The sequence below is a fragment of the Sagittula sp. NFXS13 genome, assembly GCF_040148795.1.
GTDB classification, from domain to species: Bacteria; Pseudomonadota; Alphaproteobacteria; order Rhodobacterales; family Rhodobacteraceae; genus Sagittula; species Sagittula marina.
Map to the genome: position 1 here is coordinate 12,506 of NZ_JAGEMH010000020.1, position 24,554 is coordinate 37,059.

At 63.6% G+C, this 24,554-nt stretch carries 24 protein-coding genes and 1 pseudogene; 6 read left to right on the forward strand and 19 right to left on the reverse strand.

What is annotated here, in order from left to right:
* Positions 1–272: 272 nt before the first annotated feature.
* Positions 273–572, reverse strand: coding sequence for a hypothetical protein (locus tag J4E08_RS21830; RefSeq protein WP_349540295.1), 300 nt, complete (start codon positions 570–572; stop codon positions 273–275).
* Positions 573–947: 375 nt separating this feature from the next.
* On the opposite strand from J4E08_RS21830, the gene J4E08_RS21835 reads away from it, so the two are divergent.
* Positions 948–1,736 carry a Crp/Fnr family transcriptional regulator gene (locus J4E08_RS21835; RefSeq protein ID WP_349540296.1) on the forward strand — a complete coding sequence of 263 codons (789 nt, stop codon included), beginning with the start codon at positions 948–950 and terminating at the stop codon, positions 1,734–1,736.
* Here J4E08_RS21835 and J4E08_RS21840 read toward each other — a convergent pair.
* From J4E08_RS21840 to J4E08_RS21890, 11 genes are all read right to left on the reverse strand, one after another.
* Positions 1,718–2,308, reverse strand: coding sequence for a class I SAM-dependent DNA methyltransferase (locus tag J4E08_RS21840; protein ID WP_349540297.1), 591 nt, complete (start codon positions 2,306–2,308; stop codon positions 1,718–1,720). The two genes, J4E08_RS21835 and J4E08_RS21840, sit on opposite strands and share 19 nt — an antisense overlap.
* Entirely contained in the window at positions 2,305–3,027 is a 723-nt protein-coding gene (locus tag J4E08_RS21845; RefSeq protein WP_349540298.1) for a PIG-L deacetylase family protein, read from the reverse strand. The genes J4E08_RS21840 and J4E08_RS21845 overlap by 4 nt, the downstream gene beginning before the upstream one ends.
* Positions 3,024–4,091 carry an acyl-CoA dehydrogenase family protein gene (locus J4E08_RS21850; protein WP_349540299.1) on the reverse strand — a complete coding sequence of 356 codons (1,068 nt, stop codon included), beginning with the start codon at positions 4,089–4,091 and terminating at the stop codon, positions 3,024–3,026. The genes J4E08_RS21845 and J4E08_RS21850 overlap by 4 nt, the downstream gene beginning before the upstream one ends.
* A 20-nt stretch (positions 4,092–4,111) precedes the next feature.
* Positions 4,112–5,149, reverse strand: a complete 1,038-nt coding sequence (locus J4E08_RS21855; protein ID WP_349540300.1) for a glycosyltransferase family 2 protein — start codon at positions 5,147–5,149, stop codon at positions 4,112–4,114.
* Positions 5,146–7,197 (reverse strand): catalase, encoded by a 2,052-nt coding sequence (locus J4E08_RS21860; RefSeq protein WP_349540301.1) that lies wholly within the window; start codon positions 7,195–7,197, stop codon positions 5,146–5,148. Before J4E08_RS21860 ends, J4E08_RS21855 begins: the two co-directional genes overlap by 4 nt.
* 17 nt (positions 7,198–7,214) lie before the next feature.
* Positions 7,215–8,255 (reverse strand): glycosyltransferase family 4 protein, encoded by a 1,041-nt coding sequence (locus J4E08_RS21865; RefSeq protein WP_349540302.1) that lies wholly within the window; start codon positions 8,253–8,255, stop codon positions 7,215–7,217.
* Positions 8,252–9,163: a glycosyltransferase family 2 protein gene (locus J4E08_RS21870; RefSeq protein WP_349540303.1), complete on the reverse strand. Its 912-nt coding sequence runs from the start codon at positions 9,161–9,163 to the stop codon at positions 8,252–8,254. Before J4E08_RS21870 ends, J4E08_RS21865 begins: the two co-directional genes overlap by 4 nt.
* Positions 9,160–10,626: a glycosyltransferase family 2 protein gene (locus J4E08_RS21875; protein ID WP_349540304.1), complete on the reverse strand. Its 1,467-nt coding sequence runs from the start codon at positions 10,624–10,626 to the stop codon at positions 9,160–9,162. The genes J4E08_RS21870 and J4E08_RS21875 overlap by 4 nt, the downstream gene beginning before the upstream one ends.
* 134 nt (positions 10,627–10,760) lie before the next feature.
* Positions 10,761–11,048, reverse strand: a complete 288-nt coding sequence (locus J4E08_RS21880) for a hypothetical protein (protein WP_349540305.1) — start codon at positions 11,046–11,048, stop codon at positions 10,761–10,763.
* Between the two features lie 632 nt (positions 11,049–11,680).
* The gene (locus tag J4E08_RS21885) at positions 11,681–12,205 is read right to left on the reverse strand and encodes a hypothetical protein (protein WP_349540306.1); all 525 of its coding nucleotides are present in this window, start codon (positions 12,203–12,205) and stop codon (positions 11,681–11,683) included.
* A gap of 400 nt (positions 12,206–12,605) precedes the next feature.
* Positions 12,606–13,142, reverse strand: a complete 537-nt coding sequence (locus J4E08_RS21890; protein ID WP_349540307.1) for a TetR/AcrR family transcriptional regulator — start codon at positions 13,140–13,142, stop codon at positions 12,606–12,608.
* Between the two features lie 85 nt (positions 13,143–13,227).
* Here J4E08_RS21890 and J4E08_RS21895 point away from each other — a divergent pair, with 85 nt between their 5' ends.
* Positions 13,228–14,079, forward strand: a complete 852-nt coding sequence (locus tag J4E08_RS21895) for an MFS transporter (protein WP_349540308.1) — start codon at positions 13,228–13,230, stop codon at positions 14,077–14,079.
* Complete coding sequence (locus tag J4E08_RS21900) at positions 14,043–14,747, forward strand: MFS transporter (RefSeq protein WP_349540309.1); 705 nt, start codon at positions 14,043–14,045, stop codon at positions 14,745–14,747. The genes J4E08_RS21895 and J4E08_RS21900 overlap by 37 nt, the downstream gene beginning before the upstream one ends.
* 275 nt (positions 14,748–15,022) lie before the next feature.
* On the opposite strand, the gene J4E08_RS21905 is transcribed toward J4E08_RS21900, so the two are convergent.
* Together J4E08_RS21905 and J4E08_RS21910 are read right to left on the reverse strand one after the other, a co-directional pair.
* The gene (locus tag J4E08_RS21905; protein ID WP_349540310.1) at positions 15,023–16,243 is read right to left on the reverse strand and encodes an AGE family epimerase/isomerase; all 1,221 of its coding nucleotides are present in this window, start codon (positions 16,241–16,243) and stop codon (positions 15,023–15,025) included.
* Positions 16,236–17,051: an SDR family oxidoreductase gene (locus J4E08_RS21910; protein ID WP_349540311.1), complete on the reverse strand. Its 816-nt coding sequence runs from the start codon at positions 17,049–17,051 to the stop codon at positions 16,236–16,238. The genes J4E08_RS21905 and J4E08_RS21910 overlap by 8 nt, the downstream gene beginning before the upstream one ends.
* 502 nt (positions 17,052–17,553) lie before the next feature.
* Here J4E08_RS21910 and J4E08_RS21915 point away from each other — a divergent pair.
* A pseudogene (locus J4E08_RS21915) lies at positions 17,554–17,835 on the forward strand (IS30 family transposase); the annotation flags it as partial.
* Positions 17,836–18,118: 283 nt separating this feature from the next.
* Here the strand turns inward: J4E08_RS21915 and J4E08_RS21925 are convergent.
* The 5 genes from J4E08_RS21925 to J4E08_RS21945 are packed head-to-tail and all read right to left on the reverse strand — an operon-like array spanning position 18,119 to position 22,170.
* Positions 18,119–18,619 carry a GAF domain-containing protein gene (locus J4E08_RS21925; protein ID WP_183966987.1) on the reverse strand — a complete coding sequence of 167 codons (501 nt, stop codon included), beginning with the start codon at positions 18,617–18,619 and terminating at the stop codon, positions 18,119–18,121.
* The gene (locus tag J4E08_RS21930) at positions 18,616–19,407 is read right to left on the reverse strand and encodes an ABC transporter ATP-binding protein (RefSeq protein ID WP_349540312.1); all 792 of its coding nucleotides are present in this window, start codon (positions 19,405–19,407) and stop codon (positions 18,616–18,618) included. The genes J4E08_RS21925 and J4E08_RS21930 overlap by 4 nt, the downstream gene beginning before the upstream one ends.
* Positions 19,404–20,246 (reverse strand): ABC transporter ATP-binding protein, encoded by an 843-nt coding sequence (locus J4E08_RS21935; protein ID WP_349540313.1) that lies wholly within the window; start codon positions 20,244–20,246, stop codon positions 19,404–19,406. The genes J4E08_RS21930 and J4E08_RS21935 overlap by 4 nt, the downstream gene beginning before the upstream one ends.
* Positions 20,243–21,145, reverse strand: a complete 903-nt coding sequence (gene nikC / locus J4E08_RS21940) for a nickel transporter permease (protein WP_349540314.1) — start codon at positions 21,143–21,145, stop codon at positions 20,243–20,245. The genes J4E08_RS21935 and nikC overlap by 4 nt, the downstream gene beginning before the upstream one ends.
* Positions 21,145–22,170: an ABC transporter permease gene (locus J4E08_RS21945; protein WP_349540332.1), complete on the reverse strand. Its 1,026-nt coding sequence runs from the start codon at positions 22,168–22,170 to the stop codon at positions 21,145–21,147. Before J4E08_RS21945 ends, nikC begins: the two co-directional genes overlap by 1 nt.
* A gap of 136 nt (positions 22,171–22,306) precedes the next feature.
* Here J4E08_RS21945 and J4E08_RS21950 point away from each other — a divergent pair, with 136 nt between their 5' ends.
* Positions 22,307–22,918: a helix-turn-helix domain-containing protein gene (locus J4E08_RS21950; protein WP_349540315.1), complete on the forward strand. Its 612-nt coding sequence runs from the start codon at positions 22,307–22,309 to the stop codon at positions 22,916–22,918.
* 43 nt (positions 22,919–22,961) lie between these two features.
* Positions 22,962–24,551, forward strand: a complete 1,590-nt coding sequence (locus J4E08_RS21955; RefSeq protein WP_349540316.1) for an ABC transporter substrate-binding protein — start codon at positions 22,962–22,964, stop codon at positions 24,549–24,551.
* Positions 24,552–24,554: the final 3 nt, after the last annotated feature.

Consider the following 24,554-nt stretch of genomic DNA (forward strand, 5'->3'; position numbering starts at 1 on the left):
GTTGATTCCGCGCTGACAGGACTGAATAGGAACTATTTTTGCGAAGACCTGAGGTCTTCAAGGTAGCCACCAAGTTCGTCGCCATAGCCCCAGCCAGTATCCGCAACGCGTTGATATTCTTTCTCCATCCGGTCCAGCTAAGTTGCTGTCAATTCCGAGTCGGCTTGCATGGATAATTTCTTCACGCTCGAGCCAAACATGGACCCCATGCTGTTGTAGAACGTCTCATCCATATCGCCGAACTCCAGCGTGACGTCATTGCCGCATTTGACTTAGTAGAACATCAGCTCCAGCGTTTCGCCGAGCTGTCCCCTAGCCTTGTTGTAATCGGATATGGCGCGTCTGGCTTCTCGGTATTTGATGGGTGCGTCCCACCGGCTTGGATTGATGGCTGCTTTGATCCGCTTCTTGTAGGGCGAAAGGTCGGTGCCCCCATCCGAAGCTAGGAATCTTGCATGCAGGAAATCCTGGTTCCTCGGGTCGGCGCGATACATGTCTTGGACGAGGCCTAGGAGCTGCACCTTGGAAAACCCCGACAACGCCCCCTTTATCGCAGTCCAGTTCTTTGTCACGATTCGAGCCCCTTCCAGCTTCTACACGGCATCTTTTCTACCGGCATTGCGAGGAAGGTGAAATCTTCAAGCCTGTGTGCCGGGGACGGCCCTGAGCCGACCTTCGGCACCAATCATGTTTCGACCGCCGGCGCTCCAAAGCGCCCCCCCCCCCCTTAAACGGAGCGATTTTCGGGTAGCCGTGTGCCCTTTTGAAGGGAGTGCATCTCCAGTCTCCGGATAAGATGCACCTCTCGGTTCTTGGTTGTCCGAACCGCGAGGGAACCCTGTGAGAGTATGCACGTTCGATTAGCAGGTTGTCACCCATGGATCAGTGAGAAGCCATTATGGACCGCTGGTGCCATGAATGAACGAGTGCCGTGCAGGAGGCGATGTATGAAAGGCGAATGGGTTGGCGGGTCGAAATCTGCGAATGTTGCAACGGTCTCAAAAGCAGCTGAAAGCGTTTTAAAGGAAGAATTCCGACGAGGTGTTGTGCGGCGACTGGACCCGGAACTCTGGCAGCTATTACGAGCCGCCTGTTCCGAGATACGGTTGCTTGGCTCTCGCGAAATGCTGTCGCAAGCGGGCGATACGCTCGACATGAGTGCGCTGTTGCTGGACGGGTTAATGGCCCGCTATGTTCCCGGGTCGCATCGGGGCGATGCTAAGCGTGCGATCGTTTCCATCAGTGTGCCGGGGGATTTCGTCGACCTGCACGCCCTGCCGCTAAAACGTCTGGACCACGATATCGGAGCATTGACTGACGCGCGCGTCGCGCTTTTACCCCATGCTGCGCTGGACCAGATCATCGAACTATCCCCCCGATATGCACGTCAGCTATGGCAGTTGACCATGATCGATGCCTCGATCCATCGGCATTGGATTTTCCGCGCAAGCCGGTTGCGCGCGTTGGCGGCGGTGGCCGATTTCGTCAGCGAGATGGACCACCGCCTTTCGGAAGCGAGAGAGATCATAGGCGACCGCCTTCCCTTGCCGCTTCTGCAGACCGATCTGGCCGAGATCGCGGGGCTTTCCCCTGTCCATGTCAGCCGCGTCTGCCGTGAGCTTCGGGAGAGCGGAGCCTGCACGATCCGGGACGGACATGCCGAGATCCATGACAGGGCGCTCTTGCATCACCTGGCGCAGTTCAATGCATATTACCTTTACCCGCCTGAAGAGTGACCGCCGTTGCAGGCAAAGGCCGCCGCGATCCAGGTGGTCTCTGCATCGCGGCGGATGCAATAATCCGGGCGGTCGGCCGAAAGCGCGGCCAGCAGACGGAATTCGACCTCGCGCGCGCTCAGCGTTGTTTCGGTCGGGCCTAGGTAGCCCGCGACGAGACACAGGCCATCGGGCGCGAGGCTGTCGACAACCCGGCAGATGACCTCGTCCAGCGCGGCGGGGGACAGGTAGTACAGAACTTCTGACAACACGATCAGGTCCCAATGCCCGTCGGGCCAGCCCTCGGGCACTGCGGCCACCTCGAACTTAGCGCCCGGGATATCCCGTGCGCGGGCCTTTTCGATCGCCGTGGGCGCAAAATCGAGCGCAAGAAGGCTGTCGCAGCGACGCGCGATCGCTTCGCTCATCACCCCTATAGAGCAGCCGACTTCAAGGGCGTGGGCGAAGCGGCGCGGCGGCAAAAGGGCAAGGCAGCGGGCGTATTTCTCTGCCTCGTAGGTGCTGGTCTCATAGTCCCAGGGGTCGGCAGTCTCGCGGTAGAGACGATCAAAGGAGGCGGCGTCGCGGGTCATGCGGGGATGAAGATCTCATCCGCCGCAGCAAAATGCGCGGCGAGGTCCTGCGGCATCCGGAAGCCCTCCGGGTCGTCGTCGATGAGCCCGGTCATCTGGGAAACATGGGCGGCAACGGCGCGCGCCTTGAGGTCGTGGAAGGCTGTCGTCGGAAAGCGCCTGAGGCCGACGCTGGATGCCCCGTCCACGGGCGTTTGCACCCGGCCCCAGACCGGGCAGGCGAACATCGCACACTCCAGCCGGTCCGCCATCCAGCGGGCAAGCCGCCAAACGCACTGGTGGTCACTGTGCGGATCGCCGTTCCAGGTGGTCCAGATCGCCGTGACACCCCCAAGATGGCGAAGCAGCCGCGTTTCGACATCGGAAAAGGACACGGGATCATCCGGCGCGCCTTGATCGGGATACCCCAGCCAAATCGGGGTCTCGCGACCGGCAGTGAGGATTCGGACCGCCGTCTCGACCTCCGTCCTTCGCAAGGCCGACAGCGCAGTGGCGGGATAAGCCCTGGACCTCGGATGGGACAACGCTCCGTCCGTGACGACCGCTATGTGAACGCGGCGGCCGGCTGCAGAGGCTGCCGCAATGGCCCCTCCCATGGCGAGCGATTCATCGTCGGGGTGTGGTGCCAGAACCAGCACGGCACCGAGACCGGTCAGGTCCGCGAGCTGGGCACAGGGCGCGTTTTCGGCCTGAGCAACTATTCTGGTGAAGGTCCTCATACTCCCCAGACCTCTCCAATCGGGGCCTTGGCCGCGCACAGCGCCGTGCCGACCTGCCGCAGCTTGCCGTCGAGGTCTGCCTGCCGCAGAAAAAACCCGAGGTCGCGGCGGATCAGCTCGGCCCGCTGACCCCTGGCGAAGGACTGGGTGCCGAGAGCGCGGTCGGCCAGGGCGATACCTTCAAGGCAGGCCACTTCGACCTCTTCCCGCGCAGCGAGGCTGAGCGCGACGGCCTCTGGCCCCGCGGCGGGCGCCTCGACCCGGGCCGCGGCGTCCTCGACCATCAGCCGGGCGCGATGGGCCAGGCCGGCGATCCGGGCCAAGCGGTGCAGTTGAGCTTCGCCCGGCGCTTCCACTGAGCTGACGGCGCGACGAACCTCCGCGGCCAGGGCCTCAAGCCCGCCGGTCTGCACGGCGGCATAGCGCCAGACGCCGCCCTGGAAATGCGGCTCCCGCAGATAGTCACCCGCAGCCCCTAGAACTTCTGCTGTGGCACCGTTGAAATCGTAACTGCCCGAGGCCGTCGCACGCATGCCGGAGGTGTCCCAGGCGGCGGCATCTGAACGGTCAGGGTGCGCCACCTCGGCGATAGCAAGGCGCAGTCCATCTGGAGACTGCGCCGTCACCACGGCATGGCTGACAGTCCCAAGGCCCGAGGCAAAGCGCTTGCCCCCGGCTAGGCGGAAGTGCCCGTCGAGTTCCGCCATGACGCTCACCGGCGGGTCGACGTCGGCGCCCCAGACACCGTAGACCGCCCCATTGCGTGCAAACGTCCTGTGGCGCCGCACCTGCCCGGGCGTGCCGTACAGGGTAACGAGTTTGAGGGCGTTCATGTGCCCCTCGGCCAGGCGTCCAACCGACAGGCTGGCGCGGCCAATCCGGCGCAGCACGGTGGCCTGCGCCCTTGCCGCCTGTGGATCTGCCTCAAATGTACTGAGCCGAGCGAGGATGCCGGATGACGCCAGGCGCCGCATGTCGCCTGACAGGTCACGACCCCCTGCATCGGCCTTCAGCGCACCATCCGCGACGGCCCTGAGGGCGTCGGCTTCGCTGAGCGTGGGCATTGCCCGTGCGGGAGCTTCTCTCATGCCGACAGCCTTTCTGTATCCGCGCGCGCGGCGCGGACTGCCGCCGCCAGAAGGGGCAATTCGCGCGCCACGTCCGACAGCCGCATTCGGGTGTGTTCCAGTCTGGCCAGTTGCCTGTCGACCTGCGCCACCTGCATCGACTCCGGGCCGAACTGAACCACGCCCTCCCGTCGCGCCTGCCGGAGACGCGCACGCTGCACTGTCCGGTCGGCCGTTTCGAGCGCGCTGTCCACCAGGGGATCGGGATCGGAAATACGTTGCGCCAGTGCCTCGGCCATGCCACCCGGCGCGCGCCCGTCCAGCCGACACGAGGTCGAGACGCGGGCCTTCTGGCTGTGCCGCACCCGCCAGCCACGGTCTTCTGCCATCGCGGCAAAGGCGCGGTCCTCGTTTGCAGGCATCGCCGGGATGCCTCCGGTGTCGGTATAAAGCGGTATCCGGAACGCAAGGCTGGCGCCCGCGGCACCCAGCCCGCACGGAACGGGGTCGTGCGCCAGAGGGTCGATGAGCGCACGCAGCGCGAGGGTCAGTGCGACGTACTCGCCCTCGGCTGCGCCGCGCTGCGAGATGATCCGAGGCAATTGCGCGAACTCGTCGCCATCCGGCAGGATGGTGCCGCAAATCAGGTCGGCCTGCGTCAGCTCCGCGAGATTGGCGTCAAGCCAGTCGGGGAACACCCGGCTGTCGGCATCGGTCGTTAGAACTATCCCACGAGGGGCGAGCCGAGAGACCGCGGCGGCGACGGCCTGCTGCCGCACGCCGCCGACACCCCCCTGCGGTGTGTCACCCAGATCCAGTAGCAGCCCCGCTGCGCCGGTCGCCGTGAACCAGTCGCGCGCACGGTCGTGGGTCGCGTCGTTCGACCCATTGACGACCAGAACTATACCGCCCCGCCCCCGCAGGGCGGTCTGCGCGGCATCCAGACAGGGCACGATCCGCTCCTCCTCGTTTCGGGCCGGGATGGTGATGGCCGCGGGCCACTGCATGTCCGACCCGAAAGCGAGGATGCTCCGCGCAAGGGGGGCGCGGGTCATACCGCCCGCTCCCAAAAGCGCAGGTTCTTGCAGGCGGCGATGAAGTCCTCCGGCCCGCCGTCCAGCACGAAGACGCCGTCATCGGCCTCGTCCGGCACCGCCGCCGGCCAGAAGACGGATTTGGCCTCTGCCGACAGCGCGATGAACTTCATGTGTGCAAAAGCATCGCCCAAGAAACTGCGCGCGCCGTGCATTGCCGCAAGCCTGGCCGCGCCATCCTCGGAGGCGAGGATGGCCACCGTGTCGAACAGGACAGATGGCGCCCCGTCCAGCTTTTCATCCGCCGCAATAGTCTTGCCGCGGGCCGTCGTCACGCCACCGACCTTTTCGGCAACGACCGTGACCTGCGCTCCGGCGCTTTCGGCGGCAGATTTGAGCGCTTCAAAAACGCCTCCGTCGATCCCGTCGGTCAGTAGCACGCCCAGCTTGCGCCCCGCGAAGCTTTCGGGCGGGTTGGCGAGGATGCTGAGCGCGGGCGAGAGTTCGGTCTCGACCACCTTTCGGGCGGGTTCGGCGGGTGCCGGCAGCTTAGCAAGACCCAGCCCGTCGGCGACCGTCCGGGCGAGATCCTCGTCCACGACCATCAGGTGACCCACCATCCGTTGGCGGATCGCAAGGCGTTCCACCTTGGACAGCTCGAAGACGAAGGCGTCGGCGATATGCCCTTTCTCGACATCCGTCTGGCTGATGTAGAACTGGCGCGCCTGGCTGTAGTGGTCGGCAAAGGTCTCCGAGCGGACGCGCTGTTTCGGCCCGGACTCCTCGGCTGGGAAGGACGTAAATCCGCGCTCGGGGTCCTCGCGCGGGCCTTCTCCAAAGCTGTTGGGCTCGTAGTTCACCCGACCCTTGGGATTGTGCATGGCCATGTGCCCGTCCTGCTGCAGGTGGGCAAACGGGCATTTCGGCGCATTGATCGGGATATGGTTGAAGTTCGGGCTGCCGAGCCGCTTGAGCTGCGTGTCGAGGTAGGAGAAGTTCCGCCCCTGCAGCAGGGGGTCGTTGGAATGGTCGATCCCGGGCACGATGTTGCCGGTCTGGAAGGCGACCTGTTCGGTCTCGGCAAAGAAGTTGTCGACCATGCGGTTCAGCGTCAGTGTGCCGACGCGGCGCACCGGGACGAGCTCCTCCGGGATCAGCTTGGTGGCGTCCAGCACGTCGAAATCGAAGCTGTCGGCGAAGGCGTCGTCAAAGACCTGGAGACCGAGATCCCACTGGGGATAGTCTCCCTTCTCGATCGCGTCCCAAAGGTCGCGGCGGTGGAAGTCGGGGTCCGCGCCGTTGATCTTGACGGCTTCGTCCCAGAGAACGGATTGCATGCCCAGCCGGGGTTTCCAGTGAAACTTCACGAAACTGGACTTTCCTTCAGAGTTGACCAGCCGGAAGGTATGCACGCCAAACCCTTCCATGAAGCGGAACGAGCGCGGGATGGTCCGGTCCGACATGATCCAGAGCGCCATGTGCATGGCTTCCGGCATCAACGAGATGAAGTCCCAGAAATTGTCATGCGCCGTCTGTGCCTGCGGAAAACCGCGGTCGGGCTCCTGCTTGGCGGCATGGATCAGGTCCGGAAACTTCATCGCGTCCTGAATGAAAAACACGGGGATGTTGTTCCCGACGAGGTCCCAGTTGCCTTCCTTGGTGTAGAATTTCACTGCAAAGCCGCGCACGTCGCGGGCAAGGTCCGGGGAGCCCTTGTTGCCGGCGACGGTGGAAAAGCGCACGAAGACATCTGTCTTCTCGCCCATCTCGGTGAGCACTTTGGCGCGGGTGAGGTCCGACAGGTCCTCGGCCAGTTCGAAAGTGCCGTGGGCGCCATAGCCCCGGGCGTGAACGACACGCTCCGGAATGCGTTCGTGGTCGAAATGAAAGATCTTCTCGCGAAAAACCTGGTCCTCGATCAGGTGCGGACCGCGCGCCCCGACCTTGAGCGTGTTCTGGTCGTCCGAAATCGGCATGCCGACCTGTGTGGTCATGGTCTCGTGGCTGTCGCCGGCGACCTGGTGGGTCTCGCCGCCGGTGCCTTTGCGTATATCACTATCGTCTTTCATGCTCAGTCCTTTCGAGTTCAGTCTTGCATTGCGTGGCCTTGGGGCGGGCGGGCTGCCGGGGTTTGCAAAAGAGCCGCCCATCGGCCGGTCACTCGGGACAGCCGGAACTCCGGCCGTGAAGTGGCGAGAGGGCGCCGCCCGATGTCACAGCGCCAGTCGGCGATCCGGGCGGCGACGGCATCGGGGTTGCCGGTGTCGATGCACTGGCCGGGATCAGAGGCGACCTCGTCATTCGCGCCAAGGCCGCGCTGCAGGAGCGCCGGGCAGCCGACCGCATTGGCCTCGGCGATCACCAGCCCGAAGGTCTCGGCGAATTGGTCCTGGGGGTAGAACAAGCACAGCGCCCGACGCATCCAGCGGATGAGTTCCGGCTGTTCGAGCCGTCCGAGAGGAATGACGCCATCCGGAACCGGACCGGTGGGCCAGGCGAGGTAGCCGGGATCCGCCACGAGCAGGCGCAGCGACGGCACACGTTCCTTCAGCGCCTCGTAACGGCGAAAGACTTGTCCAAGCCCCTTGTGCGGTGAGGAGGCGAACAGCACCAGGTCGGGATCTCGGGGCGAGTCGTCCGGATAAAGATCGTCGGAAATCGGGTTGTGTATAGTGCCGATGGCGGGCGCATCGGCGCCAAGGAAGCCGCGCATCCAGTTGGCATGGGCGACGGATACGCAAAGCAACTCCACCCCGGCTGCGCGCAGCGCGGGGGCCAGAGCGCGATTGTGGCGGCCGGGGAAAACATGCTGCCAGACGATGACCCGTGCCCCGGGATGCAGTCGCGCCAGCCGCATTGCGACCTTCCAGGAATTGACCACGACAATGGTTCCCGGTGCCTCGAGGAGCGGGCCTTTGACGTTGAACCCACCATACCGGACGCCGCCGGACTGGGCGTCCGGCCCCTGCCGCGACGACTGGCGGACGGTGACGCGAAAGCGGCGGGCAAGGCTTTCGGCGATGCGGACCAAGGTCGCCTCGGTCCCGCCAAGGCCGGTCAGCTGTCCCGGCGCCCCGCTGTAAGCACGGGGCGCGAGCACATCGACGAAGGTGATCCCGCCGCTCATGCCACGCTGTCCCGAAGGGCGGTCATCCTTGAAAGCGCTTCCCGCTCGCAGAGGTCCGGGTTGGTGCAGGACCGGATGCCGACGCCAGTCAAGTCAATCGGCACCGGATCGACTTCGCGGGTGGCGAACCAGCGGCCGACCGCGTCCCAGACCCGACCCCGATCCGCAATGCGCTGAGGGCTGTCGTAATCAGTCGCGCCCGCCTGCGTCAGGCTGTCGGCTGTTTCGATTTTCGTCATCAGAATCTCGGGAATGACCCAGAGCACTTCGCCCGCCATGATCAGCCGGTTGCGGAACTCCCGATCCTCTTCGATGCAATCCGAGAATCCGCCCAGCCGGTCGAAGACCGAGCGGTGGAACAGACCGGAATTCACATGCGTCCAGTCCCCCGGCACCCCGGCGGCCATCTGCAGGTTCGGGAAGAAATCGTCGACAAGGCTGAGGGTGCGGCGGATCTCGACCCGCTCGCCATCTGGCAGAATCAGCTCGTGATGGGTCAGAACAGCGCCCACCTGAACGGGCGTCCCGGGTTCGCGGCCCGACAGGCGCCAATTGAGGCAGGGATGCGCGCCGATGGTCTCTTTCCCGAGCACCCGTGCCTGCCGCATGACCTTGTCACGGTGCGGCAGGTCGTCGGAATCGTGGAAGGTGACGGCGTCCGCTGTGCTGAGCGCGATACCCACGTTCTTGGCATGTGCTGTGCCGACGTTCTCTTCAAGGCTGATGCCGACGAAACGCGGATGCTCCGCGTAGCGCGCGATGACCGATCCGGTGCCGTCGGTCGAGCCGTCATCGACGACGATCACGGTGGTTTGGGGATGCGACTGCCCGAGCGCTGCGTCGATGGCCTGCGGCAGGGTGTCGGCGCGATTGTAGGTCGGGATGACGACGCTTACGCTGGGTATCATCGGGTCTCTCCTTGGGCAGGGTGAAGTGCGGTACGGTAGGCGATCAGGCGGCGCCGCGTGGCAAGGGCCAGCGGATAGGGCAGCGCCATCAGGACTGCGCCCAAGGCGGCCGCGTGCGGCAAATGCGGCACGGCCAGCAGGGCAACGCCGCAAAGGGCGAGCACTGGCAGCATCGGCCCGACGGTATCGGTTGTCTGAGTCACATCCTTCGTGGTTCGCAGGAAACTGCCTGACCGTCCCAGCAGGGCGTCTATTGTTCCAAGGGCCGACGGCAGGATCATCGCTATCCGCGACGACAAAGCCGCAAGACATGCAGTCAGCGGCGGGTGTCCACGGACGATCATGCCGATGACCATGGGCAAGCAGACCGACATGTAGACCAGTGCCAGTCCGATGCCTGACAGCGTCACCAGAAGGCGGCTCGGTTCAGGCTGGTGGCCGAGGGCAAGCGCGACCCCGCCACCGATCAGCCCGGCGGCACAGGGAAGCGCAAGGTTCGCCCAAGCAGTGAGCTGCGCAAACACCTGAAGCGTGGCGCGCGCCGGCAGTCCGCCCAAGCCCTCGCGGGCCGTGTCTATGTTGCCGGCAGCCCAGCGGTACCGCTGCAAGCTGAGACCGCGAAGGTCGAGAGGCAGCAGGCCGCGTCCGACGACCCGATCCACGAACCGCCCGCGAAAGCCCATCCGTTGCAGGCGCAACCCAAGATCCGCATCCTCGGTAATGGTCCGGACGCTCCAGCCGCCCGCAGCCTCAAGCGCCTCCCGGCTGATGACGCTGAGCGTCCCGGTCAGCAGCATGGCCCCCGCCACATCCGCATGGCGCGCGTGGCGCAGGAAGTAATCCGCCAGCTCAAGCGACAACCCCTGCGCCGGACCCGCGTCGCCATGGTAGGCCTGCGGAAACTGGACGAAATCGTCACCGCTGCGCTGCAGTTCCTGAACAGCGATGGCGAGGAAATCCGGCGTGACCTCGTAGTCCGCATCGACGATGACGACATGAGTGGCTGCGGGATCTGTGCGCGCGAGGGCGATATTGAGCGCGCCGGCCTTGGCGCCTGTGACACCCTCTTCGTGGTAGAAGCGGAATGCGGAACCAAGTTCTTCGCAGAGCGCCTCAATCGGGTGCCATAGCGCCTGATCAGCGGTATTGTTGTCGAGCACGATGACCTCGTACTCGGGAGCGTCGACCTGCAAGGCGAGGGCGCGCAACGTGCGCGCGACAAGGGCGGGAGGTTCGTCGTGAGCCGCCAGATGGATGGAAAAGCGCAGCCGCTGTGGCGGCATTGATTGCATCGTCACTTCGGCACGTCGGCGCTTCAGGGCAAGCCCGGCATGAAGGTTGAGCACCCCGAATATGGCTTGGAACACCACGGCCAACGCCACCACCGGAGCAGCCAGTGCTGGCAGCAGCATGGCAGATGTCATCAGCGTGACAAACGCGCTTCGCCCATCGGGTCGTAACATGCTTGGGTTCCTTATGAAGTGGAGCGGCACTGTCAGATAAACAGCGGGCGCGGTGCAATGTTCCGACAACATTTGTTAAGTCGCGCGGCTCTGCTGGCAAGTTTTCGAGATCGGTGGAGTTGCTTTAGCGTTGCTCAAGCATCCGCTGTCTGTGTCATGAGACGCAGGTAAAAATTTCTCTCTTTGCCATACTCATAGCGCCAATAATGCCCTGAACCCGGGTGTCGGGTAGGTCTCTGCAATTCCTGATCTGCGCCAACATGAGCTGTCCGAAAACTCTTGGGCAGGACCGTGGGTGCCATCGACTGACAGGTCAGCGTCTGAAACACGATGACATGGTGTTGTCGCTGAAAATCCAAAGGGGAGAGGCTCAACAGGTTTAAATTCAAGGTAATGCCCACACCAGCCGTGAAGAAGGCCATCCCCTCAAGGGCCGAAGTTTCCTGTCCGCTGCCATATGCGACGCTCGACAGGGTCCACCGCACAGATCCCTGACCTTGGCAAAGGTTCTGCGCGTGACACGAGTCCGCGCCCACGGCCTGCATCGGATCGAGACAGAACGCTTCCAGGATGCGCGCAGCGCGCCTTGGCTAATGTTCCAGTGATGACGCGCGCTCCGCGCTGCGCATGAACACTCTTGAAAAGCGGAACGTCGGGTCCGAACGTGAAACAGCTTTGCGCAAGAATCGGAGACAAATTCTTGGTTGTCGTTTGGATGTATGTTTTAGCCGGCGGTACCTCAGGATTGGGCGCTTGGCTTGAATGCCCGCGTGCCCCCGAGCTGCTGACCAAGCGGGCGCCGGCCTAATGTCGGCTTCCACATTAGGTCGAGGCTTTCCTCGTCCCCGCAGCGAACTTCCGGTTTCCGCCCTGGTGTTGATCACCGAACCGGCTCGGTGCCGTCATGCGGCGCTGCGGCGACGCCTCGCTTTAACGAGGCGACGGATCAACGTGTTCGGCGCAGACCTGCCGTTCGCTTACAGCTGCATGCTGCGGCGCGGCTTCTGTGAAGCAGCCGTGGGCAGTAGTCATGATCCCGTCAAACGAGACGGTATCAGTATTTCGCTTTTATACGGGCCTGCTCCGCGCGACATGTGGAGACGATCTTTCGACACATTTCTTGCAACTTCAAGATATCGCCATGTGGCACCTCCCGCACCTGGAATTGGATAATATCCGAGTGATGATCGGATGCCCAAGGCCTCAAAGGATAGTGTACAGAATCCGAATGAGCATAGAGCTGATTTCGATCATCCATCAGGCGACCGTGCAGGCTGACTTCTTCAGCGTCAAAGGACGCATGCATAGCTTTTGGTAGGTATCCCCAGCCATTGCTTTTTGAGAACGCCCGCCCATAGGATACAATCATGCTTGTAACAAAGGCCGACTGCTGCAGATAGGTCGAACCACGACTCCATGGCTTTGCTTTCCAGCCCTTCTTCAGGATGAAGGACCCATAGGAAATAGCGTCGTGCAAGTCCCTGCAGGCGATATCAAGGCGACTATACAGCCTCGCATCCTCTTCATTGAATAACAGCTCGCCGTACCCTCCCATCACATTCCCCGGATTGAGCCTCACAACAGCATTTCCTTGGCTCGATCCCTTTTTCAAGGCTGAAAAGAGATCTGAACGATAAAAAATCGTAAGCAGCCTACAGGCAGGCTAGGGCTCCGAACAGCATGCTGTCGTAGCTCAACGACCCCTATCCTTCTGGCAGGATTGCCAAGCCGCGCCTCACTCAGCGACAGGCAAGGTCGTCCCAAACCTGCCGTTCATCGCCGGACCCGACGCTGCGCCGCGGCTTCTCCAGACCAGTCGTTCATGCACTGCGTAGCAATTTAGGACGCCTAAGGTCTGCGGAGCGGACCTTCATGCCGTTCGCCGCACCTGCATCGAGACAGCGAATCCTCCGTCAGCCTCCGCCAGATCAACCTGCACTTGCCAGTCAAGTAGGCTAAGTCAGTGCCCTGGGTGACGCTCAATTGGTCAACCGTTCCAGAACGCATTCGACGTCATCGAGGAAGGCCGTCCACTCGCCGTCTTCGTCGATACCGTTCATATGCATGAGAAAGAGCCCTTCCACAGCCAGAAACGCGACACGCGCCGCCCGCGCTGTATCCGTGTCACCGCCAAGCCGTTCGAAGATGGCACGGTACCAGTCACGCGTTTCGCGCCGATTGGCCGGGCTCTCCAGATAGCTGACGAGCAGGCCCGCCATCTTGGCATTCATCGCCTGTTGCGAGGCCCGGGTTGCCGCGATGTAGCGCCTGACGAAGGCAACGGGGTCGCCCTCTGAGTGCTCTCCCAGCATGGCGTCGAACTGCCCCGTCCAGCGGTCGACAAGGGCGCGCACAAGGTCGTCCTTGCTGGCAAAAGAGTATTGCACCCCACCCTTCGAAGTCCCCGCGGCCTGCGCGAGCGAACCGATGGTCAGCGCCGCTCCGCCGCCTGCGCGCACGATCTCTTCGGCTTCGTTCAGCAAACCCTCGCGTGAAATGCTCGGCTTTCTTCCCATGCGCCCTCCTGACACCGGCGTATGGACATTGAATTCCATACGTATGTATTTATATCGGCAATAGCTCCTGAAGCCAAGGTAAAGCATGTCTGTCCATCAACCTGATCCGAAGCGCTGGCTGGGACTGGTCGCCGTGATGCTGGCGTTTCTGCCGGTGGTGCTGGACATGACGATCCTGCACGTGGCAGTGCCGACCCTGACTCAGGCTCTTGGCGCGTCGAACACCCAGGTGCTGTGGATCATCGACATCTACCCTTTGCTGATGGCTGGACTTCTGGTGCCGATGGGCACCTTGGCCGACCGGGTCGGCAACCGGCGTATCCTTCTGGCCGGGCTCACGATCTTCGGTCTCGCCTCGGCCATGGCCGCCTTCGCGCCCAACGCGCCCCTGCTGATTGCGACCCGTATGCTGCTGGCGGTTGGGGGCGCGATGATCATGCCCTGCGTGCTTGGCATCATCCGCCGCACCTTCGAGGACGAGACCGAGCGCGGCCTCGCGCTCGGTCTCTGGGGAACGGTCGGCGCGGCCGGTGCCGCGGTGGGCCCGCTGATCGGTGGCGCCCTTCTGGGGCATTTCTGGTGGGGGTCGGTCTTTCTGATCAACGTTCCCGTGATGGCGGTGGTCCTGCCAGCCTGCTGGTGCCTGCTGTCGCGGCGGGAAAAGATCACCCACGGGCACTGGCCCATCGGGCAGGCGATGCTGCTGATCCTTGGAATGATCGCGACCGTCTACGCGATCAAGGCCGGATTCGCCGCGCGGCAGCCGCTGGCGCTCGTCCTGCTGGCCTGGCCACCGGCGTCGCCCTTCTGTGGCTCTTTATCCGAATGCAGCTGCGCAGCGCCACGCCGATGCTGGACCTGTCGCTCTTTGCGCGCCCGGCCATCGTCGCAGGGATCGTCATGGCCATCGTGGCCAGTGGATCGCTGGCCGGGGTAGAACTGACGCTGGCGCAGGAACTGCAATACGTGCTGGACAAGACCCCGCTTCAGGCCGGGCTCTTCATGGTTCCGATCATGGCGGCTGCGGCCCTCGGCGGCCCGGTCGCGGGCTGGCTCTCCGGCCGCTTCGGTCTGAGGCCGGTGGCCTGCCTGTCTCTGGCCATCTCGGCGGTGGCACTCGCGATGCTTGCCATCACGGACTTCCACGATCCCGGCCTGATTGTGCCCCTGCTGCTGGCAGTCCTCGGTCTTGCGCTGAGCATCGGGCTTACCGCGTCTTCCATTGCGATCATGGGCGCTGCCGATGCGAGCGAAGCGGGCGCGGCAGGCTCGCTCGAGGCGACCGGCTACGAGCTGGGCAGCGGTCTGGGCATCACCCTGTTCGGCGTCTTCATGTCGGTGGTTTTCGGACACAACCTCGTTCTGCCCGAAGGCCTGCCCGACAGTCTGGCCGAACGGGCGTCACATTCGATGGGCGATGTCTACATCACCGCCCAGCAGCTTGAAGCCGACGATGGGGCAGCAATGATCGCCGCCGGGAAGGCCGCGTTTTCCGCGACCCATTCGGTTCTACTGACCACCGCAGCAGTGCTGATGGCAATGCTGACCATCCTCGTCAACGTCCTGCTGCGTCAGACGCGCTCAGTCAGCGTTGGCCATCACTGAAGGCATCCAGTCGGAGTCCGCACGCGTTCAAAGCACCCGGTACAGACACCGCCCTTAGCCGGCCGCACACCATTGGTACCGGCTTAGGTTCTCACTAACGTCGCTATTGCGTCGCGTCTGTTACTGCACTTGCGAAGTCGACCTCTTCCAAGGCGAGAAGTTAGGGCCCCAAGCCGACCTGCGGAGGCGCAGCGAACGGGTTGGACAAAGGATACCGGCACAAAATTCGGGGCGAGCACGATCATCCGCTGTGCCCTCGCAAGGCCCTACGGCCTTCACTTCAAAAGCCCTCCTGCAACGGAGGCAGACACCGGAATTAGTGGCGTCACAGTCGCCTGGAAATCGTGGTACAGGTCTTCGCGATTTGGGTAGACTACCCGGCTTGGTTGCCCATCCGCATCGACCTCGTGCCGCCAGCCTCCGGCCTCCCGGTCGATCAACGTTGCCGCGATGTAGTCCCAGGCCAAGCGATAGGTCTCCTCGAACCGGACCTTGCCTGTTCGTCGGTGCAGCATAAGCGCGGTATTCGCCGTTTCGGCCTGGACCCAGTACGCCCGGACCGGCACCGAAATCTCGCCGCTCCAGCCGACCGTATAGACCATGCCCGGCTTGCCGTCAGGCGACCAGCCCTGCTCCATTGCCTTGTCGAGCAACACGACGGCCTGCCGAAGCAACCAGTCCGGCACAGGACGGCCACGCGCCAGAAGGGCCGCTTCGACCTTGACGAGCAGGCCACCCCATTCCGCGAAATGCCCCGGTGTCAGCCCGTAGGGCCGGGTATCGTCCGCAGGATGCTCGGAGCCGTAGTCTGGCAGCAGCGTCCACTCCGCATCGAAATGTTCGGGCAGCCGGTCGTCATGGGCTGCGGGGATGTCATGACCGAAGCGACGCGCCATAGACAGCGCTCGGTCCAGCCAGCGATCTTCGCCCGTCGCGTCGGCCAAAGCGAGGCAAGCTTCCGTGCCATGCATGCAGCAATTGGCACCGCGATACGCTTCGGGGTCCGACCAGTCGACCGCGAAGCTTGGTTGCAACACCTCTTCGCCCGCGATCCAGAAGTGATCGTCGATCACGTCCGTGGCGGCGCGCATCAATTCCTGACCGCGAGGGCGATCTGCTATGGCAGCAGAGGCACCGGCCAGCGCGACGAAGGCATGAAGATACGCCTGCTTCCGAGAGGACCCGCTGGAATCCGCGAACCATCCACCATGCTCAGCATCGCGCAGGGGGCCGTCAAGCAGCGCATCGATCCCGTGGTCGGCCAGTGGAGTCGCTCCGGGCACACCCATGATGGCGGCCAGCGAGTAGCAATGCACCATGCGCGCAGTGATGATGGCCTTCGCGGTGTGGTCCACCATGGTGCCGTCGTTGCCGAGCGTGGCAAACCCCGCCGGCACCCGCGCGGAGCGGTAGTGGTCAAGAAGGCGCCGGCCCTCGGCGCGCAACCAGGCGCGGTGACCCTCGCGATCCGCCCAGGAGGCCCCAATGTCAGCCATTGGTGATCATCCCGCCATTTACGTGGATCGTCTGGCCTGTGATGAAGCTGCTGTCTTGGCAGGCGAGAAAGACATAGGTGGGGCCCAGTTCGCGCGGCTGGCCCATCCGGCCCATGGGCGACGACATGCTCTTGAGCATTTCCGAGTCGTAATCCTTGAAGACCAATTGTATCTCGGTGACCACGGGCCCGGGGGCGACTTGATTCACCCGGATGTCACGGTCGAGCAGTTCCAGCGCCAGCGCCCTTGTGTAACTGACGATGGCGCCCTTGGTGGCAGTATAGGGCACAAGCGCATCATTGCCGACATACGCATTGACGGAGGTGGTGTTGATGATGCTCCCGCCTTCGGCCATGTGCTCGAGCGCTGCGCGCGTGGTATAAAAGATGCCGTGAATATTGACGTCAAAATGCTTCTGCCAGTCCGCGTCGCTGATGTCCGCTTGCGTCTCGTATGGCTTTTGCATGCCCGCGTTGTTCACCAACACATCAATGCCGCCCCACCTTTCCACAACGGCCTCCACCGCCGCGGTGCAGCTGGCGCTGTCGGCGGTGTCCCCTTGCAGAACGAGCGCCTCCGCGCCTTCATTTTCAATGCCCTCACGGGTTTCGCCTGCGCTTTTCTCGTCAATGTGATAGAGAATGGCGACCTTGGCGCCTTCGCGGGCCATGTGCAGGGCGACGGCACGACCGATGCCGCTGTCGCCGCCGGAGATCAGGACGCGCTTGCCCTTGAGTTTTTCGGCGCCCCTGTAGGCATCGGTGATGTACTCTGCGGGTGGCATCAGGTCGTCGATCTGGTCTGTCATTTGAGGGGTCCTTTCAAACTTATGGCCGCTTCGCAGCTGACGTGGTTGATTGGGTTTTTGGGCGCTTGGAGAAGGGCCCGCCCCGCCCGGCTTGGCCGTTCGTTCCCCAAACGCCGTCCGCGAGCCATGAGTTCCTCGGAATGCCCAAGATGGCCCATGATAGCTCGGAGCGGACATGCGGCGGCGCAACGAACGAAGGCCTCCCCAGCGAAGGTTAGATGAATTTCCGCTTCGTCCGACTTGGTATTGGAAGGGCGCGCCCGCAGCTAAGGTCGGCTTTCCGCCCGTCTTGCACCCTCGAGATTGGCGTTGTTGACGAAACCTCGCCGGGATGAAGCATCATGATGAAGATGACGAAGAAGTCTTGCCGGAAGCGCGCGAGCGAGCGGTGCGTCTGGTTCTCGACAATGAGGGTGAGCATGGATCGCGCCGGCAGGCAGTCATGTCGGTTCCTGCAAAGTTCGGATGTGTGCCCCAGACCCTGAACGTATGCATCAAGAAGGCCCAACACGCTCAGCTGCAGATCGATACCGGTCACGAGATTTACTTCTGCGATCCACAGAGCCCGTGGCAGCGCGGCAGCAACGAGAATACCAACGGACTGCTCCGCCAATACTTCCCTAAGGGGACAGATCTCAGCAAACACGGCGTCGACGAGCTGAACGCTATTGCCCATCCTTTGAATACGCGACCACATAAACCTCTAGGGTGGAAAACACCAGCTGAAGCTATCGACCAGCTGATTAAACTGCACATGATCGAAGGTGTTGCGACGACCGGTTGAATCCGCCAAATACCTGAGAAAGCGCCCCTGCTGTACCAACGGATGAGCCTGACCATCAAAGACGCCACGGTGAAACGTTTCCGTCACGACAATCGCGCGCAGCGCAATCGCTGCCTCGCCATGTTCGTCTGCGCCTACAACACCGCGCGGCGCGAGAAAACGCTCAAGGGACCAACGCCGGTGCAATTCATCCGGCGAGAATGGCAGACCGATCCCGGCCTCATCCACCGATCTCCGTGTTTCTTGACCTCGGCGCCATACACTTGGCAGTTGGCGCCCTTGGTCAGGCTCGCAGCACCATCGCCACGGCGCAGGCAGCCGTTGCCGGCAGGCTCAGCATGTCGTGGATCTGGGCCACCCGTTCGGGCGTGTAGTAGCCCTCTTCATGCAGGATGTTCATCGTCGCTATGACCTTGCCGCCGATGATCAGCGGCAGGTTCACGACAGAGCCGCAGCCGAGCTTGCCGATCAACTCGGCATCCGGGAACACCGTGTCGATATCGGCCAGCGTGTTGGACACAAAGGCCTCCTGCCGGGTCAGCACCTGTTCGAACCAGCGGTTCAGCACGATCGGCTTTTCGCCCGAGGTCGGATAGTTCTCGGCGTCGTCCGTATAGGCGCGGCGCGCCACCATGGCATCGGTGTCCGAGGTCATCACGGTGAACAACTTGGCGCCCACTGTCGCCTTTGTCAGCGCGCAGAGCGCGTCGAAAGCCGCCTCGTCCGTCGTCGCGGCGGCCAGGGCGGTGGTGAAATCGGCAAGCGCCTTTTTGGTATCGGTCATGCGGGGTCCTTGCTTTCGGATGCCGCCGCAACCACGGGATCGGCATCGGGATTGCCGCCCGAGGCGGCATAGAGGTCGCGCGTATAGGGATCGGCGAAGCTGCCGTCATAGAGCGCGGTCTTGGGGGCGATCTCGACGATGCGGCCCTTGTTCATCACCGCCATGCGATCGCACATGAAGCTGACCACCGGCAGGTTGTGGGTGACCATCAGGTAGGTCAGCCCCTGTTCACCGCGCAGCCGCTTCAGCAGGTTCAGGATCTCGGCCTGCACCGAGACGTCGAGCGCGCTGGTCGGTTCGTCCAGCAGCATCACCTTGGGTTCCAGCATCAGGGCACGCGCGATGGCGACACGCTGGCGTTGCCCGCCCGACAGCTGGTGCGGAAAGCGGAAGCGGAAGCGCTGGTCGAGGCCAACGGCGCCCAACATCTCGACAACCTTCTCGCTGCGCTTGCCGATGCCGTGGATCGCCAGCGGCTCGGACAGCACCGTGTCGATGGTCTTGCGGGGATGCAGCGAGGCGTAGGGGTCCTGGAAAACCATCTGGCAAGTTTCGGAGAAAGCCCGGTCGGTACCATGGCCGCGCGGCTTGCCCAGCACGGAAACCTCTCCCGTCCAGTCCGGCGCAAGCCCGGCGATGGCCTTCAGCACAGTCGACTTGCCCGAACCGCTCTCGCCAACCAGCGCGAAACTTTCGCCCGTCGCCACGTCGAAGGTCACGTCGCGCACCACCTTGGTGTCGCCGTAGGAGATATCCAGGTCCTTGAGGGAAATTGCGGCGCTGCTCATGTGCCTGCTCCTCCGCTGCGGTCCAGGACCGGCAGCTCGTCTCGGGTTTCCTGCATCCGCGGCTGTGCCGCCAGCAGACCCTTGGTGTAGGGATGGCTGGCCTTGTGCAGATCGGCGGCCGCGCAGGCCTCGACCACCTCGCCACCGTTCATCACCAGGATGCGGTCGCAGTAGCGCGCCACCAGGTTAAGGTCGTGGCTGATCAGGATCAGGCCCATGCCGTTGCCGGTCACCAGCTCTTCGATCAGGTCCAGCACCTGCGCCTGAACCGAGACATCCAAGGCCGAGGTCGGCTCATCCGCGATCAGCAGCTGCGGGCGCGGGATCAGCATCATGGCGATCATCACCCGCTGCCCCATGCCGCCCGAAACCTCGTGCGGATACATCTTCGCCACCCGCTCGGGCTCGTTGATACGGACCGAGTTCAGCATCTCGATCACCCGGGCGTTCAGGTCTCGGCGGGGCAGGTTTTCATGCACCTGCAGCGCCTCGGCGATCTGGTGACCAATGGTCATCACGGGGTTCAGAGAGAACTTCGGGTCCTGCATGATCATCGAAATCCGCGCGCCGCGGATCTGGCGCATCTGGCGGCTGCTCTGCGCCATCAGGTCCAGACCGTCAAAGCGCAGGGTCTTCGCGGTCTGCCTGCCCGGCGAACGGATCAGCCGAAGGATCGACCGGCCCGTCATCGACTTGCCCGAGCCGCTTTCGCCGACAATGCCCAGGCGCTCTTCGCGGCCCAGGGTCAGGTTCAGGCCCTTCACGACCTCCACAGGCCCCTTGGGGGTGGCAAAGCTGACCCGCAGGTCCTCGATTTCCAGAAGCGGTGCGTCGGTCATTTCTCGCCCCCCTGTTTCGGGTCCAGCACGTCACGCAGCCCGTCGCCCAGGAAGCAGAAGCCGAGCGAAACCAGGATGATGGCGAAGCCCGGCATCGTGGCGACCCACCACTGGTCCAGGATGAAGGTCCGCCCGCGCGAGATCATGGCGCCCCATTCCGGCAGCGGCGGCTGTGCGCCAAGACCCAGGAAGCCCAGGCCGGCGGCGGTCAGGATGATGCCCGCCATGTCCAGCGTCACCCGCACGATCATCGACGAGGTGCAGAGCGGCAGCACGTGGCGGAAGATGATCCGCGAATGCGAGCCGCCGACCAGCCGCACCGCCTGGATGTACTCGGCATTGCGGAAGGTCAGGGTTTCGGCCCGCGCGATGCGCGCATAGGCGGGCCAGGCGGTGATCGCGATGGCGATGATCGCGTTCTCGATGCCCGGCCCCAGGGCGGCGACGAAGGCCAGCGCCAGGATCAGCTTGGGCAGCGACAGGAAGACGTCCGTGAGGCCCATCAGGATACGGTCGACCCAGCCGCCGAAGTAGCCTGCGACGGCGCCGATGATCAGGCCGAGGGGGGCCGAAATCACGGCCACGAGCGCCACGATCATCAGCGTGATGCGCGAGCCGTAGACGACGCGGCTGAAGATGTCGCGGCCCAGCTCATCAGTGCCCATCCAATGCTCGGCCGTGGGCGGCAGCAGGCGGCGTTGCAGGTTCTGCCCCACGGGGCTTTCCGGCGCGATCCAGGGCGCAAACAGCGCGGTGGCCAGCAGCAGCAGAATGATCAGCAAGCCCGCCACCGCAAGCGGATTGCGCATCAGCGCGGTGAACATGCGCCAGGCGCGGCCCAGGTTGGCCTGGGTCAGCGTGGCGGGACTGTCGTCCAGAAGCCAGTCACGGGTGCTCATCAGTGGCTCCTCGGGTCGAGGACGCGGTAGAGCACGTCCGAGATCTTGTTGATCAGGATGAAGACCGAGCCGATCACCAGCGTCGCGCCCAGCACGGCGTTCATGTCGGCGTTCAGCAGCGCAGTGGTCAGGTAGTTGCCGATGCCGGGCCAGCTGAAGACGGTCTCGATCATCACCGAGCCTTCCAGCAGCGCGGCGTAGCTGAGGCCGATGACGGTGATCAGCGGCACGCGGATCGGCTTGAAGCCATGCACCCAGATCACCCGCCACTCGGGCACGCCCTTGACGCGGGCGGTGGTGATGAACTCCTGCCCCAGCTGGTCCAGCATGAAGCTGCGGGTCATCCGGGCGATAAAGGCCAGCGAGAAGAAGCCAAGGATCGAGGCCGGCAGAAGGAGGTGCGAGAGCGCGTTCCAGAAGACATCCCAGTCACCCGCCAGCGCGGCGTCGATTAGCATGACATTGGTGCGCGCGGGCACGAGCCCTTCGTAGAAGATGTCCAGCCGCCCCGGTCCGGCGACCCAGCCGAGGCCGGCATAGAATACTGCCAAGCCGACGAGGCCCAGCCAGAAGGCGGGCACCGAATAACCCAGCAGGGCAAAGACCCGCATCACCTGGTCGACCCACTCGCCGCGCCGCGTGGCGGCCCAGACCCCGGCGGGCACGCCAAGGACGACTCCGATGAAGATACCCAGCGTGGCCATCTCCAGCGTCGCAGGGAAGACCCGCAGCAGATCGTCGGCCACGGGGCGGTTGGTCGAAATCGAGCGGCCAAGGTCGCCCTGCATCACCGACCAGACGTAGTCGAAGAACTGCACCAGCAGCGGCCGGTCCAGCCCCATGGCGATCCGCGCCGCATCGTATTGCTCTTGCGTCGCGCGGTCCCCGACCACCGAAAGCACGGGGTCGATGGGCACCACGCGTCCGATGAAGAATGTGATTGCCAGCAGGCCCAGGAAGGTCAGCGCAGTGACGACGACAAAGCCGCCGATCCCCCGCGCACCGCGTCCCGCCCTGACGGCCATTGATGCTTCTGTCGCCAAGGTCTCCGCCTCCTTTGGCATCGGTCGAGTGAATTCTCGCCCCCAGTGTTGCAAAAAATTTTTGCCATAGCAAAAAATATTTTGTACCGTAACGGAAATAATCTCGGAGGAACGTGCCATGGCACGGGAAAAGCAGAAAGCTGAGCCGCAGCTCGGACCGCTTATTCGCAAGCGCCGAAAGCAGCTTGGGCTGACTCTTCAGGCATTGTGCGACAGGGCAGGTGTCTCTGTCGGCTATCTCAGCCAGGTGGAACGCGACAACGCCACGCCCTCGCTGGGGACGCTGGCGCAGATCGCGGCGGCCCTGGATGTGACGCTGGAATATTTCATCGCCGCCCCCCGCCCCACTGACAGCCTGACGCGCGCCGAAACCCGGCCCCAGTTCTCGCTGAATGGCTCCTCCATCGGGTATGAGAACCTGGCCACCGATTTCCCCGGCGCGGAACTGTCCAGCTACATCCTGCATGTGCCTGCGGGCTATGTCTCGGAAGTGGTCAGCCACGAGGGAGAAGAGATCATCTACATCCTAGACGGCGAGATCGAGCAGACCCTCGACGGCCAGGTCATCCGGATGAAGGCCGGTGACAGCCTGCATTACAGCGGGCTGCGCCCCCATTCCTGGACCAATCCCACCGACAAGCCCGTTCGGATCCTCTGGACGGGAACCCTGGCCGTGCTGAACCGCAAGGGCGGGATCAAACTACCGGAGATGGTGCAGCTGGAGAGCTGATCAACGCCGTCCCACTCAACTCAACCCCAACAAGGAGAGCCACATGAGCATGCTGAAATCCGCGCTGTTTGCCTCGGCGCTCGCGCTGCCACTGGCAGGCACCGCAGCCCTGGCCGACACGCCTGATGACATCCTGGTCATCGCCCAGAACATCGACGACATCGTCGCAATCGACCCGGCGCAGGCCTATGAATTCACCTCTGGTGAGCTCGTGACCAACCTCTATGACCGCCTGGTCCAGTACGATGCGGAAGATCCCACCGTCCTGGCCCCCGGCATCGCGACCGAATGGGAGGTCGACGCCGAGGCCAAGACCATCACCTTCACCCTGCGTGACGATGCGGTCTTCAACTCCGGCAACCCGGTCACGGCCGAGGACGTGCTGTTCTCGCTGACCCGCGTCATCAAGCTGAACCTGACGCCCGCCTTCATCCTCGCCCAGCTCGGCTGGACCCCGGAGAACGTGGACGACATGGTCACCGCCGACGGCAACGTCGTCACGGTGAAATACGAGGGCGACTTCTCGCCCGCCTTCGTGCTGAACGTGCTGGCCGCGCGCCCCGCCTCCATCGTCGACAAGGCGCTGGTGATGGAGCACGAGGAAGACGGCGACATGGGCAATGCCTGGCTGAACGCCAACTCGGCAGGCTCCGGTCCCTTCGAACTGACCGCCTACACCCCCGGTCAGATGGTGCGCATGGCCGCCAACGAGGACTACTTCAAGGGCGCGCCCGAGATGTCCCAGGTGATCATCCGCCACGTGGCCGAAGCCGCGACCCAGCAGCTGCTGCTGGAACAGGGCGACATCGACATGGCCCGCAACCTGACCCCCGACCAGATCACCTCGCTCTCCAGCGAGGACATCAAGGTCGAGACCTTCCCCCAGGCCGCCGTCCACTTCCTGTCCTTCAACCAGAAGACCGAAAGCCTGACCGATCCCGCCGTCTGGGAAGCCGCGCGCTACCTGGTCGACTACACCGGCATGTCCGACACGATCATCAAGGGCCAGATGGAGGTCCACCAGGCCTTCTGGCCGAAGGGTTTCCCCGGCTCCTACGACGAGACGCCCTTCACCTATGATCCGGAGAAGGCCAAGCAGATCCTGGCCGACGCCGGCATCGAGACCCCCATCGAAGTGACGCTGGACGTGATCAACTCCGCCCCCTTCACCGACATGGCGCAATCGCTGCAGGCCAGCTTCGCCGACGCGGGAATCGAGTTCGAGATCCTGCCCGGCACCGGCGCCCAGGTGATCACCAAGTACCGTGAGCGGACCCACCAGGCGATGCTGCTGTACTGGGGCCCGGACTTCATGGACCCGCATTCCAACGCCAAGGCCTTCGCCTACAACGCGGACAACTCGGACGAAAACTACCAGGCCACCACCACCTGGCGGAACGCCTGGGCCGTGCCGGACGAGATCAACGAAGAGACCATGGCCGCCCTGTCGGAAGCCGATCCCGACAAGCGTCTGGACATGTACCATGACTTGCAGGCCAAGGTGCAGGAGGATTCTCCGATCGTGATCATGTTCCAGGCCTCCTACGAGGTCGGCATGGGCGCGGATGTCTCGGGGTACGTCAATGGCGCGACCTCCGATTTCGTCTACTACCGGCTGGTCGAGAAGGAGTAATCC